Origin of the sequence: Pseudomonas sp. MWU347 (assembly GCF_017947305.1) — a bacterium.
Lineage (GTDB): Bacteria > Pseudomonadota > Gammaproteobacteria > Pseudomonadales > Pseudomonadaceae > Aquipseudomonas > Aquipseudomonas putida_A.
The window spans coordinates 172,417-188,936 of the sequence record NZ_JAFGZB010000004.1; the positions used below are offsets into that span (position 1 = coordinate 172,417).

17 protein-coding genes are annotated in these 16,520 nt (G+C 61.5%); 7 read left to right on the top strand and 10 right to left on the bottom strand.

Going from position 1 to position 16,520, the window contains the following annotated elements; genetic code table 11:
* Positions 1-70: 70 nt before the first annotated feature.
* From KCG87_RS10095 to pdxH, 4 genes are all read left to right on the top strand, one after another.
* Positions 71-2,566, top strand: coding sequence for a beta-galactosidase (locus KCG87_RS10095; protein WP_210557992.1), 2,496 nt, complete (start codon positions 71-73; stop codon positions 2,564-2,566).
* A gap of 218 nt (positions 2,567-2,784) precedes the next feature.
* On the top strand, positions 2,785-3,930 hold the full coding sequence (locus KCG87_RS10100) for a serine hydrolase domain-containing protein (protein WP_098967554.1): 1,146 nt from the start codon (positions 2,785-2,787) through the stop codon (positions 3,928-3,930).
* Positions 3,931-4,043: 113 nt separating this feature from the next.
* Complete coding sequence (locus KCG87_RS10105; protein ID WP_210557989.1) at positions 4,044-5,180, top strand: OmpA family protein; 1,137 nt, start codon at positions 4,044-4,046, stop codon at positions 5,178-5,180.
* A gap of 24 nt (positions 5,181-5,204) precedes the next feature.
* On the top strand, positions 5,205-5,852 hold the full coding sequence (pdxH, locus tag KCG87_RS10110) for a pyridoxamine 5'-phosphate oxidase (RefSeq protein ID WP_210557986.1): 648 nt from the start codon (positions 5,205-5,207) through the stop codon (positions 5,850-5,852).
* Between the two features lie 5 nt (positions 5,853-5,857).
* On the opposite strand, the gene KCG87_RS10115 is transcribed toward pdxH, so the two are convergent.
* Positions 5,858-6,094, bottom strand: a complete 237-nt coding sequence (locus tag KCG87_RS10115; RefSeq protein ID WP_210557983.1) for a hypothetical protein — start codon at positions 6,092-6,094, stop codon at positions 5,858-5,860.
* Between the two features lie 167 nt (positions 6,095-6,261).
* Here KCG87_RS10115 and KCG87_RS10120 point away from each other — a divergent pair, with 167 nt between their 5' ends.
* A complete protein-coding gene (locus tag KCG87_RS10120) occupies positions 6,262-6,726 on the top strand; it encodes a glycine zipper 2TM domain-containing protein (RefSeq protein WP_007969461.1) in 465 nt (154 codons plus the stop codon).
* 71 nt (positions 6,727-6,797) lie between these two features.
* Here KCG87_RS10120 and KCG87_RS10125 read toward each other — a convergent pair whose 3' ends face one another.
* Complete coding sequence (locus tag KCG87_RS10125) at positions 6,798-7,052, bottom strand: colicin E3-like toxin immunity protein (RefSeq protein ID WP_097086746.1); 255 nt, start codon at positions 7,050-7,052, stop codon at positions 6,798-6,800.
* An 8-nt stretch (positions 7,053-7,060) separates the two neighbouring features.
* Positions 7,061-8,287 (bottom strand): S-type pyocin domain-containing protein, encoded by a 1,227-nt coding sequence (locus KCG87_RS10130; RefSeq protein WP_098967559.1) that lies wholly within the window; start codon positions 8,285-8,287, stop codon positions 7,061-7,063.
* A 330-nt stretch (positions 8,288-8,617) separates the two neighbouring features.
* Here KCG87_RS10130 and KCG87_RS10135 point away from each other — a divergent pair, with 330 nt between their 5' ends.
* Positions 8,618-9,718, top strand: coding sequence for a PLP-dependent cysteine synthase family protein (locus tag KCG87_RS10135; protein ID WP_210557980.1), 1,101 nt, complete (start codon positions 8,618-8,620; stop codon positions 9,716-9,718).
* A gap of 139 nt (positions 9,719-9,857) precedes the next feature.
* On the opposite strand, the gene KCG87_RS10140 is transcribed toward KCG87_RS10135, so the two are convergent.
* The 3 genes from KCG87_RS10140 to KCG87_RS10150 all read right to left on the bottom strand — a co-directional run bounded on the left by KCG87_RS10140 (position 9,858) and on the right by KCG87_RS10150 (position 12,881).
* On the bottom strand, positions 9,858-11,471 hold the full coding sequence (locus KCG87_RS10140; protein WP_003222357.1) for an NAD(P)/FAD-dependent oxidoreductase: 1,614 nt from the start codon (positions 11,469-11,471) through the stop codon (positions 9,858-9,860).
* Between the two features lie 97 nt (positions 11,472-11,568).
* Entirely contained in the window at positions 11,569-12,222 is a 654-nt protein-coding gene (locus KCG87_RS10145) for a hypothetical protein (protein WP_210557978.1), read from the bottom strand.
* 59 nt (positions 12,223-12,281) lie between these two features.
* Entirely contained in the window at positions 12,282-12,881 is a 600-nt protein-coding gene (locus KCG87_RS10150; RefSeq protein WP_210557975.1) for a short chain dehydrogenase, read from the bottom strand.
* Positions 12,882-12,984: 103 nt separating this feature from the next.
* On the opposite strand from KCG87_RS10150, the gene KCG87_RS10155 reads away from it, so the two are divergent.
* The gene (locus KCG87_RS10155) at positions 12,985-13,899 is read left to right on the top strand and encodes a LysR family transcriptional regulator (RefSeq protein ID WP_027614374.1); all 915 of its coding nucleotides are present in this window, start codon (positions 12,985-12,987) and stop codon (positions 13,897-13,899) included.
* 107 nt (positions 13,900-14,006) lie between these two features.
* Here KCG87_RS10155 and KCG87_RS10160 read toward each other — a convergent pair whose 3' ends face one another.
* The 4 genes from KCG87_RS10160 to KCG87_RS10175 are packed head-to-tail and all read right to left on the bottom strand — an operon-like array spanning position 14,007 to position 16,456.
* Positions 14,007-14,483, bottom strand: coding sequence for a DoxX family protein (locus tag KCG87_RS10160; protein ID WP_210557973.1), 477 nt, complete (start codon positions 14,481-14,483; stop codon positions 14,007-14,009).
* A complete protein-coding gene (locus KCG87_RS10165) occupies positions 14,480-15,238 on the bottom strand; it encodes a DNA-binding domain-containing protein (RefSeq protein ID WP_210557971.1) in 759 nt (252 codons plus the stop codon). Before KCG87_RS10165 ends, KCG87_RS10160 begins: the two co-directional genes overlap by 4 nt.
* On the bottom strand, positions 15,235-16,122 hold the full coding sequence (locus tag KCG87_RS10170) for a DUF692 domain-containing protein (protein WP_210557968.1): 888 nt from the start codon (positions 16,120-16,122) through the stop codon (positions 15,235-15,237). Before KCG87_RS10170 ends, KCG87_RS10165 begins: the two co-directional genes overlap by 4 nt.
* A gap of 25 nt (positions 16,123-16,147) precedes the next feature.
* Positions 16,148-16,456: a DUF2282 domain-containing protein gene (locus KCG87_RS10175; protein ID WP_007969475.1), complete on the bottom strand. Its 309-nt coding sequence runs from the start codon at positions 16,454-16,456 to the stop codon at positions 16,148-16,150.
* Between the last annotated feature and the right edge of the window lie 64 nt (positions 16,457-16,520).

The following is a 16,520-nucleotide window of genomic DNA, read 5'->3' on the forward strand; positions in this document are numbered from 1 at the left end:
CCGCGTTGTCTATCTCTCTGCCATGCTTTTCCATTGGCCTTAGTTGGTCGTTAGGGAGAACTCCGTTCTTATGATTCGTCGTTCGTTGCCTGCCGTATTCGCCTTGATTTTCGCTGCCCCGTTACTGGCGGCGCCTGCGGGTCAGCAGACCCTGTTCAACTTCGTCCGTCCTGCCGACGTGGTGAAAGTCGTCACCGAAAACACTGACCTGCCACAAGCCAACGCCGAGCAAACCCCGGAAGGTGAAGTGTTGCGCCGAGTGACGTTCAACCCGGTAGCCCGTCCGACCCTGCGCCTGACTCCGCAAACCGGCGCCTGGGACTGGTCGCAGTCGGGCATGATGAGCCTGCGTCTGCAGAGTGCAATGAACTGGGCCGTGACGGTCTATGTGCAAATCCAGAGCAACAACGGCCAGACCCTGACCAGCCGCGTCGACCTGCCGGCCGGCCCGGCGCAAACCCTTTTGGTGCCGCTGGTGGCGACTTCGCCACTGAGCCAGGGCATGAAGGCCGGGCCGCCGATGCCGATGACCGTCGATGGCCAGCGGATTCTGCTGGCCAGCAGCAGCGGTGAACTCGATCGCAGCCAGGTGGTGTCGGTGAGCTTGTGGATGGATCAGCCGAAAGCCGCGCAGAGCCTGCTGCTCGAACGTTTCGGCGTGCAGGATGGCGATGCTGTGACCCAGGCCGTCTACGGCAATCTGGTGGATGCCTACGGTCAATCGACCCGCAGCAAATGGCCGGAAAAAGTCAGCAACGACGAACAACTGAAATCCGCCGCCGCCAAGGAACAGCAACAGCTGAAGACCTGGTTGGCCGAGCGCGAAAAGTCTTCGCTGGACAAGTTCGGCGGCTGGAACAAAGGCCCGGCGTTCAAGGCCAGCGGCTTTTTCCGCACTGAAAAACGTGACGGTCGCTGGTATCTGGTGACCCCTGAAGGACATCCGTTCTATTCGCTGGGGGTCAACACCGTCAGCCCGCAGGTCAACCAGACTTACGTGGCCGGGCGTGAGTGGATGTTCGAATCCCTGCCCAATGCCGACGAGCCGCTCGCCAGCCATTTCGGCGAGGGCGACAACCGTGGCGGCAACGGCGCCGATCAGGGCCGCGGCTATGGCAACGGGCGCTGGTACGACTTCTATGGCGCCAACCTGCAGCGGGTTTACGGCGAGCCCTGCAAACCGGACAGCGATACCGAGGCCGGAATTGCTGAAGCGGCCAAGGCTGGTGCGGTTGAAGAAACCGCATTAAAAGCTGCCGAGCCTGTGCCAAAGTCAAACGAGGCGAAGGCCGGTGTCGCCGCAGCGGCGAAAACAGACGCCGTAGCGACGACTGCTGAAAAGGCTGCCGATCAACCCGTCGCTGCGCCGTGCAAGGCCACGGTCGATCAGCAGAAGTGGGCCACGCACACCCTCGATCGCCTGCAGGCCTGGGGTTTCAACACCGTCGGCAACTGGAGTGCCGACTCGCTCGCCGACGCCGAGCGGGTGCCGTACACCTTGCCGCTGTCGATCGTCGGCGACTACACCAGCATCAGCACCGGCACAGACTGGTGGGGCGGCATGCCTGACCCGTTCGACCCGCGTTTCGCCATGGCTACCGAGCGTGCCGTGGCCATCGCTGCCCGTGATCACCGCGATGATCCATGGTTGATCGGGTACTACGCCGATAACGAACTGGCCTGGGCCGGTCCCGGCGACGATCCGCAGTCGCGCTACGCCCTGGCCTACGGCACGTTGAAAATGACCACCGACGTGCCAGCCAAACGCGCGTTCCTCAAGCAACTGCGCGACAAGTACCGCAACCAGGCGGGCCTGTCGAAAGCGTGGGGCATTGATCTGCCGGCGTGGGAATTGATGGAAGACCCGGGTTTCGTGCCGCCGATGCCGAATCCGGAGCACCCGGAAATCGAAAACGACTTCAAATACTTCCAGAAAGTGTTCGCCGACACCTACTTCAAAACCATCTCCGATTCGCTGAAATGGCACGCGCCGAATCAGTTGCTGCTCGGCGGCCGTTTCGCCACCAGCACTCCGGAAGCGGTGGCGTCCTGCGCGCAGTATTGCGACGTGTTGAGTTTCAACATGTACACGCTGAAACCACAGGACGGCTATGACTTCGCCGCTCTGCGCGCCCTCGACAAACCGGTATTGATCACCGAATTCAACTTCGGCTCCAGTGATCGTGGCCCGTTCTGGGGTGGCGTGACGCAACTGGCGCGGGAAGAAGATCGCGGCCCGGCGTATGCCAACTTCCTCAAACAGGCGTTGAGTGAGCCGTCGATTGTCGGCGTGCACTGGTTCCAGTATCTGGATCAACCGGTGACCGGGCGTCTGCTCGATGGCGAGAACGGGCACTTCGGCCTGGTGGGGATTACCGATCTGCCGTATCAGGGCTTTGTCGAGGCGGTACGCAAGAGCAACCTGCAGGCAGTTGATCAGTTGGGCAAAGAGGCTGAGAAGGCCGCGGCCGCCGCCGGTCATGAAGCGGAGGGCGGGCGCAAGGGTGAAGCTGGCAAAGGCCCGGGGGGCGGGCATGCCGGTGGGCATTCGGGCAATGGTCATTAAGGTTTAGACCGCGTCATCGTTCTTCGCGAGCAAGCCCGCTCCCACACTGATCTCCAGTGCCGCAGAGATCAAATGTGGGAGCGGGCTTGCTCGCGAAGGCGGCAGCCGTCTCAGCAAACATCTGGAAGTAACCGTCCGGCCCGCAGCTGTTCCCAAATCCCTCAAGGGCTGGAACAATGCGGGCCACTTTGTAGAGCGTTTTCGCGGGGGAGTTGCGGGTGCAGATTCAGGGACATTACGAGCTTCAATTCGAAGCGGTGCGCGAGGCTTTCGCGGCACTGTTCGACGATCCCCAGGAACGCGGCGCAGCCCTGTGCATCAAGGTCGGCGGCGAAACCGTCCTCGACCTCTGGTCCGGTACGGCCGACAAGGACGGAACCGAGGCCTGGCACAGCGACACCATCGCCAACCTGTTTTCCTGCACCAAGACCTTCACCGCGGTCACGGCGCTGCAACTGGTGGCCGAAGGCAAACTGCAGCTGGATGCACCGGTTGCCCGCTACTGGCCGGAATTCGCTGCCGCCGGTAAAGAATCCGTCACCCTGCGCCAACTGCTCTGCCATCAGGCCGGTCTGCCGGCCCTGCGCGAGTTGCTGGCGCCCGCCGCCCTTTACGAATGGCAAACCATGGTTGATGCCCTCGCGGCCGAAGCGCCGTGGTGGACGCCGGGTACCGGCCACGGTTATGCCGCCATCACCTACGGCTGGCTGGTCGGCGAGTTGCTGCGTCGCGCTGACGGTCGCGGGCCGGGCGAGTCGATCGTCGCCCGTGTCGCCAAGCCGCTGGGGCTGGATTTCCATGTCGGTCTGGCTGACGAAGAATTCCACCGCGTGGCGCATATTGCTCGCGGCAAGGGCAACGTCGGTGACGCTGCTGCCCAACGCCTGTTGCAGGTGACCATGCGCGAACCCACCGCCATGACCACTCGCGCCTTCACCAATCCGCCGTCGGTGCTCACCAGCACCAACAAACCGGAATGGCGCCGCATGCAGCAGCCGGCCGCCAATGGTCATGGCAACGCGCGCAGCCTGGCCGGTTTCTACGCCGGTTTGCTCGACGGCAGCCTGCTTGAAAGCGAAATGCTCGAAGAGCTGACCCGCGAACACAGCTACGGCGAGGACAAGACCCTGCTGACCCGCACCCGCTTCGGTCTGGGCTGCATGCTCGATCAACCGGACATGGCGAACGCCACCTACGGCCTCGGCCCGCGGGCGTTTGGTCATCCGGGGGCGGGCGGTTCAGTGGGTTTTGCTGATCCTGAGCACGATGTCGCGTTCGGTTTTGTGACAAATACCCTTGGGCCGTACGTCTTGATGGATCCGCGCGCGCAGCAACTGGCGCGGGTACTTGCCACTTGTCTGTAAAGCTTTACATGAGGTTCCAGGGTTGGAACCAGATCCGGTTTTTCGATTCAAAGCGTCAGTTTATCCGGGCAAAAGAGCTCTGATTTTTCATTACTTCACTTTGTGGATTTTCAATGTCATCCAAAAAAACTCTCGCCCTGGCCCTGTGTGTTGCGATCACCGGTTGTGCACAGACTCCTAAAAACGATGCGGACGGCGGTAGCTGGTGGCCGTTCGGGTCCTCCGACAAAGTGGCGGCCAAAGAGCCGGCCCCGGCTCCGGCTTCTGTCGCAGCCCCGGCGCCGCTCAAACCTGCCGCGACCGCACCGGTGGCCAAGACTGAAAGCAGCAGCCACTGGTACTGGCCGTTCGGCGGTTCCGATGATGCGGCGGCCAAAGCCGAGGTGAAACCCGAAGTCAAACCAGAAGCCAAACCGGCGGTAGTGGCCAAGGCCGATGCCGACACCGGCACGAAGTGGTGGTGGCCGTTCGGCGGCAAGGATCAATCCACTGCCAAAGTGGTGCCGATGCCTGATCCGAAAGTCACCCAAGCCTGGCTGGATGACTACGAGCCACGCCTGCGTGCAGCGATCAAGGACAGCAATCTGCAACTTGAGCGCCGTGACAACGTGCTGGTGGTGATCGCGCCGGTTGAAGGCTCGTTCAACCCGAAGCGTCCAGCGATGCTGCTGCCGGTGACCCTCAGCCCGTTCACCAATGTCGCGAAAATCCTCGAAGCTGACCCAAAAACCGCAGTCCTGGTGCTTGGTCACAGCGACAACACCGGTGCCGCGCCGGCCAACGTCAAACTCAGCCAGGAGCGCGCCCAGTCCGTGGCGGCGATCTTCCGCCTGAGCGGCTTGCAGCGTGATCGCCTGATGCTGCGTGGCATGGGTGGCGATGCCCCGCGTGCCGCCAACGACAGCGCCGAAGGCCGTGCCCTGAACCGTCGCGTCGAACTGCTGGTGACCCCGCAAAACACCATGGTTGCGCTGCTGAGCAAGTACAACATGCCAGCGCCGGCACCGACCACGATGCTTGCCGCACAGGACGTCAAGCCTGCAGCCAAACCGGTAACCCCGGCGCCGGCAGCGGCGAAAGCTGCGGTGCCTGCGAGCAAAAAGGCACCAGCGAAGAAAGCGGCGGCCAAGGCACCTGCGAAGAAGGCGGCAACCAAGGCTCCGGCGAAAACCCCTGCCAAGAAAACCGCTCCGGCCAAAGCCGCGGCGACTGACAAGAAAGTTGCCGCAAGCGATACTTCCAAGCAGTGATCCGCTAACGAAAAGGAATGCGCCATGACCCAGGCTCTGGCAGATATGCGTCGTGATTACACCCGGGACGGACTGACCGAGGCGCAAGCCCCGGGCGAGCCGTTTGCGCTGTTCCACCAATGGTTTGCCGACGCGGTGAAAACCGAACAGGCGCCAGTGGAAGCCAACGCCATGACCCTGGCCACGGTCGATGCGGACGGGCGGCCGCATTGCCGCATTCTGCTGCTCAAGGGTCTGGATGCGCAGGGCTTCACCTTTTTCACCAACTACGACAGCGCCAAGGGCCAGCATCTGGCGGCGAATCCTTTCGCGGCCATGACATTTTTCTGGCCAAGCCTGGAGCGCCAGGTGCGCATCGAAGGGCGGGTGGTCAAGGTCACGCCGCAAGAGTCCGACGCGTATTATCAGGTGCGACCGCTGGGCAGCCGGCTCGGCGCCTGGGCCTCACCGCAGAGCCGGGTGATCAACGGGCGTGGCGAGCTGGAAGATCTGCTCAAGGCGACTGAACAGCGCTTCAGCGACACCCAGCCCGACTGCCCGGAACACTGGGGCGGTTATCGTCTGCTGCCGGAGCGCATCGAGTTCTGGCAAGGCCGTCCAAGTCGTCTGCATGATCGCCTGAACTACCGTTTGCAGGGCGCCAACTGGATTCTTGAACGTCTGGCGCCTTAAGCAGTCTACCGAGCGTGATAGCCTGCCGCAGTGGCCTCAAGCCACTTCGGCAAGTCCCGACGCTTGATTTTCTGCGCCCGGGCATGGGCCAGTTGTTCGAGCATGAAGGCGCGCTTGCCCTCATCCTTGCCCGCCAGCGACAGGGCCAGATCACGATCCATCCAGCGTTTGATCCGCACGTACAGCCACCAATGGAAGTACAGACCGGCGACGGTGGTGACGAAAATGATCAGGTAATCCATGAAAATCCTTGGGTCGGCAGGGCGGATTGAGCGATTTGGCGCTACTGTTGGGTGAGTTTGCAGGTGCCTGTACCGGGCCTGAATAAAATCAAGTTTATCCGGGCTGCGTCGTGACAGGCGTCAAGCAGCGGGGTTTAATGAACACATGTTCTTTTGGAGTTGATGCTATGCGTAAGTCTGTTCTGCTGGTTGCTTCCTTTTCCACGATGGCGATGTTGCTGACCGGCTGCCAGTCGAGCCTGACCGGTGACTCCTACTCCCGTGACGAAGCGCGTCGTGTGCAGACGATTCGCATGGGCACCATCGAATCCCTGCGTCCGGTGAAAATCGAAGGCACCAAGACCCCGATCGGCGGCGCTGCAGGCGCAGTGGTCGGCGGTGTCGGCGGCAGCGCCATCGGTGGCGGCAAAGGCAGCATCGTCGCGGCGGTCATCGGTGCTGTGGCCGGTGGTTTGATCGGTTCCGCGACTGAAGAAGGCCTGACCCGCACCCAGGGCGTGGAAATCACCGTGCGCGAAGACGACGGCAGCATGCGCGCCTACGTGCAACAGGTTCAGGAAAACGAAGTGTTCCGTGTCGGTGAGCGCGTGCGCATCTCCACCGTCGGTGGCACCAGCCGCGTTTCGCACTAAGCGGCAACGAGCGGTAAAGAAAAACCCCGATCAGGTGACTGGTCGGGGTTTTTTATGATCTGAGGTGCCGCTTACCAGACGTCGCTGTAGTCGAACGAAATTTGATAGTCGTAAGTCGTTAGGGAAATATTATTTTGAAAGTAAGGTTGAAGGACAGGTTTCCAACTTTCGAGTACGTTGAAGCCGCCATTATTAATGTTGTTTTCCACCGGTATACCCAAGGCATTCAAAACGGTTTCATCGTCGCCTAAATCCTCGGAATATTCTTCGCCCTCGCATAGATGGGTTTGCTTGTCGTACCACTCCAGCCTTAGTTTTAATCCCATCATCACCCTCACAAGTATTTTTTTCTGATGCTTCTTTCATCTTTCGGGTCTTCTCGTCGCTCTCCTGTAAAAGGGTCAAAAGCGCCTAGGTGAGTTCCGTCACTTGCACGGTAAACTTCCAACTCGCCGTGCATCGAGTCCCACTCATAAATTCTCCTGCCTTTTGCATCCTTCCATCGCTCCCGAAGTCCGCCACCTCCTTGTACGGGATTCATTTTCTGTGCCTTTTTCAGGCCGGGAAACGCGGTAATTTCCTCTGCTTTCGGAGGTTTATGATAGCTGTGTCCTGCTGGTGGTAAGCCTTTGCGCGAGGTGTTGACCACGATGTATAGAGGCCGAACCCCCGAATCCGCCGGAAACACCAGAATGAAATCCCGATACTCCGGCGGATAAACCGGATTCACCAGAATCCCGTCCGCCGCTTTCGTTGGTGGGTACACCCAGATATGCGGTGCCTGCGGAGCGGCCTCCAGCGCGGGGATGCCGAGGATGTCGGAGCCGTCCACGGCGGGCGTCCAGATCAGTTCGATGCCTTCGCCGAGGTCTGCGACAAAGCGGTTATCACGTGCGGTGAACTGCGCGACATCGACCATTTCCCAGTCGCGATTCTTGCCGGTGTAGAAACCATAACCCTTGAGGCTGCCGTCGGCCTGTTGTTCGACATGTAGGCGCACGCGGGTTCGAGCCTGTCTGAGGGCGAGCAACTGGTCTTCGGTGTAGAGGGCGCTGTCGCCCAGGTTCGATGGCATGAGCAACGCCACCAGCCCGACCAAAGGGGTCACTACGGCGGCGGAAGCGATGGCGGGCAATGCCTTGAACGCCTCACCCGCAAGGGCGAAGGTGCCCAGGCCTGCCGGGATGGCAGTGCCGCTGATTTTCTTGAGTGGAACGCCGCCGCTGTCATCGGCTTCACGGCCGCCGAGCAGGGCCAGATCTCCGTAATCTTTCAGGCTGTCGGTGGGTACCATCCCCGAAGAATTCGAGTAATCGATGATCGCGTCCGGCAATTTGCAGGACTTGGCGAACACGCACCCGGCGCGTACGGGATCAGGCTTTTTCGCCGCAACCTCTCGACTGCGTTCGAAGGCCTCCTGCCGCGCCAGCATGGCGTCGTATGCATTTTGTCGGGCGTCGCGCTCGGCCAGTTCAGTGGCCGTCATGTAGCGCCAGGTGACGTGATGACCGTCGCCCGCCGGCGGGTTGGGGACCCGGGGAATGTCCTTGTTGCGAGCCACTGAGCGTCCTTTCGTTCATCCATCGACAACCCTTCTAAAGGGCTGTGCGACGTTAACGAAGCGGACAAATGCTGGCTGTAGGACGGATCTTTGATTAAGTGCGGATTGTTCGCTATTTGTCAGGCAGGGGGGCGAGCAGGCCGCTTCAGTTCAAAGAACGGGGGGATAGGTTCTGCGCAATTACAGCAAAAGCCTGATACCCATTTGCCCAGAACCTGGCAGTTGGTGGATGAATTGAGCCTCAGCTGTATCTGTGAGCCTTGCCGGTTTTTTCCTATGCTGGGGGACTGAGCCTGTGACAAGGCTACTCCTGCCCGACTCAACGAGAGCATGACCATGAGTGACAACCGCCAGTGGGCCCGCGAAGCCATCCGCATCATCGAAGCGGACTTCCAGCGCAGCGCCGACACCCATCTGATCCCCTTGCCGCTGCCAGGTTTTGCGGGAATTGAGCTGTACTTCAAGGACGAATCCAGCCATCCCACCGGCAGCCTCAAACATCGTCTGGCGCGGTCGTTGTTCCTGTATGCGTTGTGTAACGGGTGGCTCAAACCCGGCGCGCCGGTGATCGAGGCGTCCAGCGGTTCGACGGCGATTTCCGAGGCGTATTTCGCGCGTATGCTCGGTTTGCCGTTCATTGCGGTGATGCCGGCGACCACCTCGAAAGAGAAGATCGCGCAGATCGCCTTCTACGGTGGTCAGAGCCATCTGGTGAAAGATCCGACGCAGATTTACGCCGAATCCGAACGTCTGGCCCGCGAGCATGGCGGCCACTTCATCGACCAGTTCACCTACGCCGAGCGGGCCACCGACTGGCGGGCGAACAACAACATCGCCGAGTCGATCTTCCAGCAGATGCGTTTCGAGAAACACCCGGAACCGAGCTGGCTGATTTCCAGCCCCGGCACCGGCGGCACCACCGCGACCCTCGGTCGTTACGTGCGTTACCGCCAGCATTGCACCCGGGTGCTGTGCGCCGACGCCGAGCGCTCGGTGTTCTTCGATTATTACCAGACCGGAGACGCGAGCCTGCGTCTGGACTGCGGTTCGCGGATCGAAGGCATTGGCCGGCCTCGGGTGGAAGCGTCGTTCCTGCCCAAGGTTATCGATGCGATGGTCAAGGTGCCGGACGCCTTGTCGCTGTCGGCCATGCATTATCTGGCGCAGCGTCTGGGACGGCATGTCGGCGGGTCGAGCGGCACCAACCTGATCGGCGCGCTGATGGCGGCGCAGCAGATGAAAGCGGCGGGGGAGTCGGGGTCGATCGTGGCGATTCTGTGCGATGGCGGCGAGCGCTATGCCGACACCTATTACGATCAGGGCTGGCTGAAGGCGCAGGGCTATGAGCTGGAGGGATTGATTGCGGCGGTGGCGGCGAGTGCCGAACGGGGTGAGGCGCTGCCAACCACAGTGCTGCGCGCAAATATCTAAAGCCAGACTCGGAAACCAATGTGGGAGCGGGCTTGCTCGCGAAGGCGCTGTGTCAGTCAACATTGTCGTCGACTGACACAGCGCCTTCGCGAGCAAGCCCGCTCCCACAGGAGGTTGGTGTTACTTCAAGACAGATGTATCAGGCTTCCAGACCGAGAATGTCGCGCGCCACGGCCTCGGCAATCCGAATCCCGTCCACACCCGCCGACAGAATCCCACCGGCATAACCCGCACCTTCACCCGCCGGGAACAGACCTTTGACGTTCATGCTCTGCAGCGACTCGTTACGCGTGATGCGCAGCGGCGACGAGGTGCGGGTTTCGATCCCGGTCAACACCGCATCGTGCAGCGAGTAGCCGCGAATCTGTTTCTCGAACGCCGGCAACGCTTCACGAATCGCTTCGATGGCAAAGTCCGGCAGCGCCAGGGCCAGGTCGCCCAGGGCCACGCCCGGTTTGTACGACGGCTCGACTTCGCCCAGTTCGGTGGACGGGGTGCCGTTGATGAAGTCGCCGACCAGTTGCGCCGGGGCCTTGTAGTCGCTGCCGCCGAGGATGAACGCGTGGGATTCCAGACGCTCCTGCAACTCGATCCCGGCCAGCGGGCCGCCCGGGTAATCGACTTCCGGGGTGATGCCGACGACGATCCCGGAGTTGGCGTTACGCTCGTTACGCGAGTACTGGCTCATGCCGTTGGTGACCACGCGGTTCGGCTCGGACGTCGCTGCAACCACGGTGCCGCCCGGGCACATGCAGAAGCTGTAGACCGAACGGCCGTTCTTGGCGTGGTGCACCAGTTTGTAGTCGGCAGCGCCCAGCTTCGGGTGGCCGGCGTACTTGCCCAGCCGCGCACGGTCGATCAGCGATTGCGGGTGCTCGATGCGGAAACCCACCGAGAACGGCTTGGCTTCCATGAACACGCCACGGCTGTGGAGCATGCGGAAGGTGTCACGGGCACTGTGACCAAGGGCCAGAACCACGTGTTTCGAATGCAGGGTTTCGCCGCTCGCCAGCTCGACGCCGACCAGTTGGCCGTCTTCGATCAGCACATCGGTGACGCGCTCCTGGAAGCGCACTTCGCCACCCAGGGCGCGGATCTCTTCACGCATGGTCTCGACCATGCCGGTCAGACGGAACGTACCGATGTGCGGTTTGCTGACGTAGAGAATTTCTTCCGGCGCGCCGGCCTTGACGAACTCGTGCAGGACCTTGCGGCCAAGGAACTTCGGATCCTTGATCTGGCTGTACAGCTTGCCGTCGGAGAACGTACCCGCGCCGCCTTCGCCGAACTGCACGTTGGACTCGGGGTTGAGCACGCTTTTACGCCACAGGCCCCAGGTGTCCTTGGTGCGCTGACGAACTTCGGTGCCGCGTTCAAGGATGATCGGTTTGAAGCCCATCTGCGCCAGCAGCAGGCCGGCGAAAATCCCGCACGGGCCGAAACCGACCACGATCGGGCGCTGGCTCAGGTCGCTCGGCGCCTGACCGACGAATTTGTAGCTGACATCCGGCGCCACGTTGACGTTACGGTCGTCGGCGAACTTGCCCAGCACCTTGGCCTCGTCGCGCACGGTGAGGTCGATGGTGTAGATGAAGCACAGTTCGGAGGACTTTTTTCGCGCGTCGTAGCTGCGCTTGAACAAGGTGAAATCGAGCAAGTCATCGCTGGCGATGCCCAGGCGCTGCACGATGGCGGCACGCAGGTCTTCTTCGGGATGGTCGATTGGCAGCTTGAGTTCGGTGATTCGTAACATGGCGAGGATCCGGATTCGCGGGGCGCACAACTGCGCCAGGGCGTTTGAAGGCCGCGATTATAAGCCGCAAAGGCCGGATCCGGTGAGGCTAAAACGCTCAGTCGTTGCGCGATCCGCCGAAATACCCGCAACCACGCTCGACCTTGCCGTCGATGCGCAGTTCGGCGCTCATGTGCTGCACGCTGCCGGTGCTGCTGTCGACGCAGCGCTGCGGCGCGACCCACAACTCGATGCGTTGGTTGTTGGCTTCGCTGCTGAGGTTGAAGCGGCCGTCGCCCAGTTGCTCCTCGACATACGGCACGGCCAGTGCCGGCTGGCCTTCGCGGTCGATGACCATGCCCTTGCCGCTGACTTTGACGTTCCATTCGGGACCGTGGCCGGCGGCACGCAGGATCAACAGCTTGAAGTTCGGGTCATCGCACGCGGTGCCGGAGCGCTCGACGCGATACAACTGGCCAAGGTCGAGGCGGTCGCCGGCGATCCTCCCGCGCACATCGGCAAACAGCTTGCCCTGCTGATCGGCGAGGGTCGCAGCCTCTTGCAGCACGCTGGTGCCGCCGATGTCGTTGACCACGTACTGACGCTGTTCGCCACACGGCTGGAACACCAGTTTGCCCTCGGCTGCCGTCAACTGCCCCTGCATCCGGGTCTGCCCGACGTGGGACGCGCTTTCACGCGGGCCATCGAGCAATTGGCAGGCGGCGAACAACGGCAGCAGGGCAACAACGATCAACGAACGGGCAACACGCATCTTCGGCTCTCCAGACAAGTGCCGCCACGTTACGCAGGCTGACCGTTGATCACAAGGGTTTAGCCCACGTGAAAGGTCTGACCGGTTTGCAGGCCTTCGACACTTTTCGCGTAGGCCAATGCCACATCGGCTGCCGGAACCGGCTTGTAGCCACGGAAGTACGGGGCATAGCTGCCCATCGCTTCCAGCAGCACGGTCGGGCTGATCGAGTTGATGCGCAGGCCACGCGGCAATTCGATGGCGGCGGCTTTGACGAAGCTGTCCAGAGCGCCGTTGACCAGTGCCGCCGAGGCGCCGGTGCGGATCGGGTCGTGGCTGAGCACGCCGGTGGTGAAGGTGAACGAGGCACCGTCGTTGGCGTATTCGCGGCCGATCAGCAGCAGGTTGACCTGGCCCATCAGCTTGTCTTTCAGGCCCAGGGCGAAGCTGTCAGCGTTCATCTCGCCGAGCGGGGCGAAGGTCACGTTACCGGCGGCGCAGATCAGCGCGTCGAACTTGCCGGTCTGCTCGAACAGTTTGCGAATCGAGGCGCTGTCGCTGATGTCCACCTGGAAGTCGCCGCTGCTGCGACCGATGCGGATCACTTCATGACGCTGGCTCAGCTCTTTATCCACGGCCGAACCGATGGTGCCGGCGGCACCGATCAACAGAATCTTCATGGGCTGTTCCTCAATGGGTTGAACGAGGTTTCAGTCTAGAGTGGTTTTTTCTGCGGATAAGCGCACTAATAGGCAACCTTTGGTTTTCAAATGGAAACAATCCATGAGCGAAATGGATGATCTGGCGGCGTTCGCGGTGTTGATCGAGGCCGGCAGCTTTACCTTGGCGGCGCAGCAACTGGGTTGCAGCAAGGGCCAGTTGTCCAAGCGCATCAGTCAGTTGGAAGCGCAGTTTTCCGTGGTGCTGCTGCAGCGCACGACGCGCCGCCTGAGCCTGACTGCCGCCGGCGCCGCTTTGCTGCCGCAGGCGCAAGCGCTGGTCGTCCAGGTGGAGCGCGCGCGTCAGGCGCTGGCGCGTTTGAAAGACGACATGGCCGGCCCGGTGCGGATGACGGTGCCGGTGTCGCTGGGGGAAACGTTTTTCGATGGCCTGCTGCTGGAGTTCTCGCAGAAATACCCCGAGGTGCTGATCGAGCTGGAGCTGAACAACCACTATCGCGACCTGTCCCGGGATGGCTTCGATCTGGCGATTCGCTCCGAGGTGGCCAATGACGAGCGGCTGGTGGCCAAGCCGCTGCTGGCTTGGCAGGAAATGACCTGCGCCAGCCCGGCTTATCTAGAACAGTTCGGCGAACCGCTGACCCCGCAGGAGCTGGCCGAACACCGCTGCCTGCTCAACAGCCACTACAGTGGTCGCGAGGAATGGCTGTATCACCAACAGCACGAATTGCTGCGGGTGCGGGTGTCGGGGCCGTTCGCCAGCAACCATTACAACCTGCTGAAGAAAGCCGCACTGGCCGGCGCCGGTATCGCACGATTGCCGTCGTACCTGCTGCAAACGGAGTTGGCTGATGGCCGGTTGCGCTGGCTGCTGCGCGATTTTCAGACGCGGCGGATGCCGATGTATCTGGTGCACCCGTACCAGGGCGGTTTGCCCAAGCGCACGCAAGTGCTGGCGGATTATCTGATTGGCTGGTTCAAACGCAGCGGCGAGGCGTTGGATCGCCTTCAGCGCTAACTCATTTCCTGTAGGAGTGAGCCTGCTCGCGATTGCGTAAGCAAATTCAACAGAAATGTTGGCTGGATTACCGCTATCGCGAGCAGGCTCACTCCTACAGTTTGTGGTCAACTGACAAAACGTCGTGCGATCAGATGATCAATCGACAATTTCCCCGGCCCGGTCGCCATCAGGTACAGCAGCACCGCCGCCCAGGTGCCATGGGTCGGGTAGGCATCGGGGTAGACAAACACCTCGATGACCAGCGTCATGCCCAGTAGCGCCAGCGCCGAAAACCTCGTGGCGAAGCCGATCAATATCAGCACCGGAAAGAAGTGTTCGGCAAACGCCGCCATGTGCGCGGCGATTTCCGGTGACAGCAGCGGTACGTGGTATTCGCTCTGGAACAACGGAATCGTCGAGTCCGCCAAGCGTGGCCAGCCGAGTTGAACGGTGCCGTCGATCAAGTCGATGGCCAGCCCCTCGACCTTGGTCTGCCCGGACTTCCAGAACACCGCGGCAATCGAGAATCGCGCGATGAAGGCGATCAGGCTGTGGGGGATTTTTTCCATGAGTCCGATGGCGCGAATGATGAGGTTGTTCATGGCGATACCTTGGTGTTCAGGTCGGTGATGGCGTTGTGGCCGATCAGCAGGGCGAGCGTCTGCGGCAGATCGAAAGGTGGACTGTCTTGCGCGGCTTGCAGCAGCGGTCGGTGATGGAGCAGATGGCGGATGAATACGCTGTCGCCGTGATCGAGGGCAAACACCTCGACCTCCAGAGCGTTGCGCAGCACCAGTGCGTGTTGCCCTTGATGGATGTCGATGCCTGCCAGCGTCGCTTCTCCTTGATGCGCCGCCCAGATCGAAACCACCGCGTAAGCCGAATCGAGCAGGTGCAGCGAGGGATGCAGGGTGATGTCCAGTTCGGCGAGTGTTTGCGGATCGGCCAGTGCAGCGCTGATCTGTTGCGCACTGACCGTCGCGGCATCGGCGGCGTGATAAGCGCGGGTGCGCAAGCGTTCGAGCCGTGCGACATCGGCCAGATACGGCACCTCGGCCGCCGCTTCGAATGCGTCAATGAAGTCCGCCAGACCGTCGCCGTAACGGCTCATCAACGGACTGTGCGGCGGCTGCTGCTGGATGAATATGCCGGCCATGCCACGGAAGAATTCCTCGCCGACCAACTGCTGCACCACCGGATAACTGTCGGCCAGCGCGTTGATCAACGAACCTTGCACGTTATTGCGATACACCGAGAATCGGCTGGCAGGATCAGCACCGTTGGCGCTGCACAGGCCAGCGGGGCAGGGCAGGCGGGTGTCGAGCAGGGCGGCGCTGAAGTCGGCTTGCGTGCTCATGGCTGACTCCCTGCGTGCAGCAACAACGCTTCGGCCTGCTGCGCCTCGGCCAGCAGCACATTGAACGCCGGGACCTGATTGTCCCGCTCGATCAACGTTGCCACCGGGCCAACGCGTTCGAGCGCCTGTCGGTATAGCGCCCAGACCGCGTCATCAATCGGCGCGCCGTGATCGTCGATCAGCAAACGGTCGCCGAGGCTGTCGGCATCTTCGGCGAACCCGGCCAGATGAATCTCGCCAACCGCGTGCAAGGGCAGTGCGTCAAGGTACGCCAGTGGATCGCGTTGATGATTGATGCACGAGACGTAGACGTTGTTGACGTCGAGTAGCAGACCGCAGCCGCTGCGGCGGATCACCTCGGTGATGAACGCCGGCTCGTCGATGGTCGAGCGCTCGAAGCCGAGATAGGTCGCTGGATTCTCCAGCAGCATCGGCCGCTTGAGGCTGTTCTGCACTTGATCGATGTGTTCGCAGACGCGGTTCAGCGTCGGCGTGTCATACGCCAGCGGCAGCAGGTCATTGAGGAACACCGGGCCGTGGCTCGACCAGGCCAGGTGTTCGGAAAAGGCTTGCGGTTGATAACGCTCGATCAGTGTTTGCAGGCGTTGCAGGTGCTGAATGTCCAATGGCCCTTCGGCCCCGATGGACAGCCCGACACCGTGCAGCGACAGCGGATACTGCTCGCGGATCAACCCGAGAAAATGATGAAACGGACCGCCGTCGACCATGTAGTTTTCGGCGTGGACTTCGAAGAAACCTATGTCCGGTAGGGTGCCGAGCACTTCACGCAAGTGCCCGGTCTTGAGCCCCAGCCCCGCGCGGGGCGGGAGCCCGCAGAGGGCTGCCCGAGTGCGCGGTGGGACAGTTTCGTTGGTGGTGAACATGGGCGTCACTCGGGCAGGCAATGGATCAGGACTTGGCTTTGAAGGCTTCCATCTGACCGAAACCGGTCGGCGAGGTCTTGCTCTCGGTAGTGGTGCAGGTGCCTTTCGGCACGAACTTCCACGAGTTGGCCTGGTAGTCCATCTTCGCTGTGCCGGCACAGGTAGTGCCCGCGCCCGCGGCGCAATCGTTGTGACCCTTCATGGCCACGCCGAAGCATTTTTCCATGTTGCTGTTATCGGCGGCATTGGCGCTGGAAACGGCAGTCATGCTCAGGGCGGAACCAAGAGCCAGAACCAGTGCAGCGGCGGACAGGGTGCGAGTGGTAGCAGTCATGATGTTTCTCCAGATTTGAGCTTGGGTTTTACAAGCGAAGTGCGCTTGCTTACCCCACTAGAGA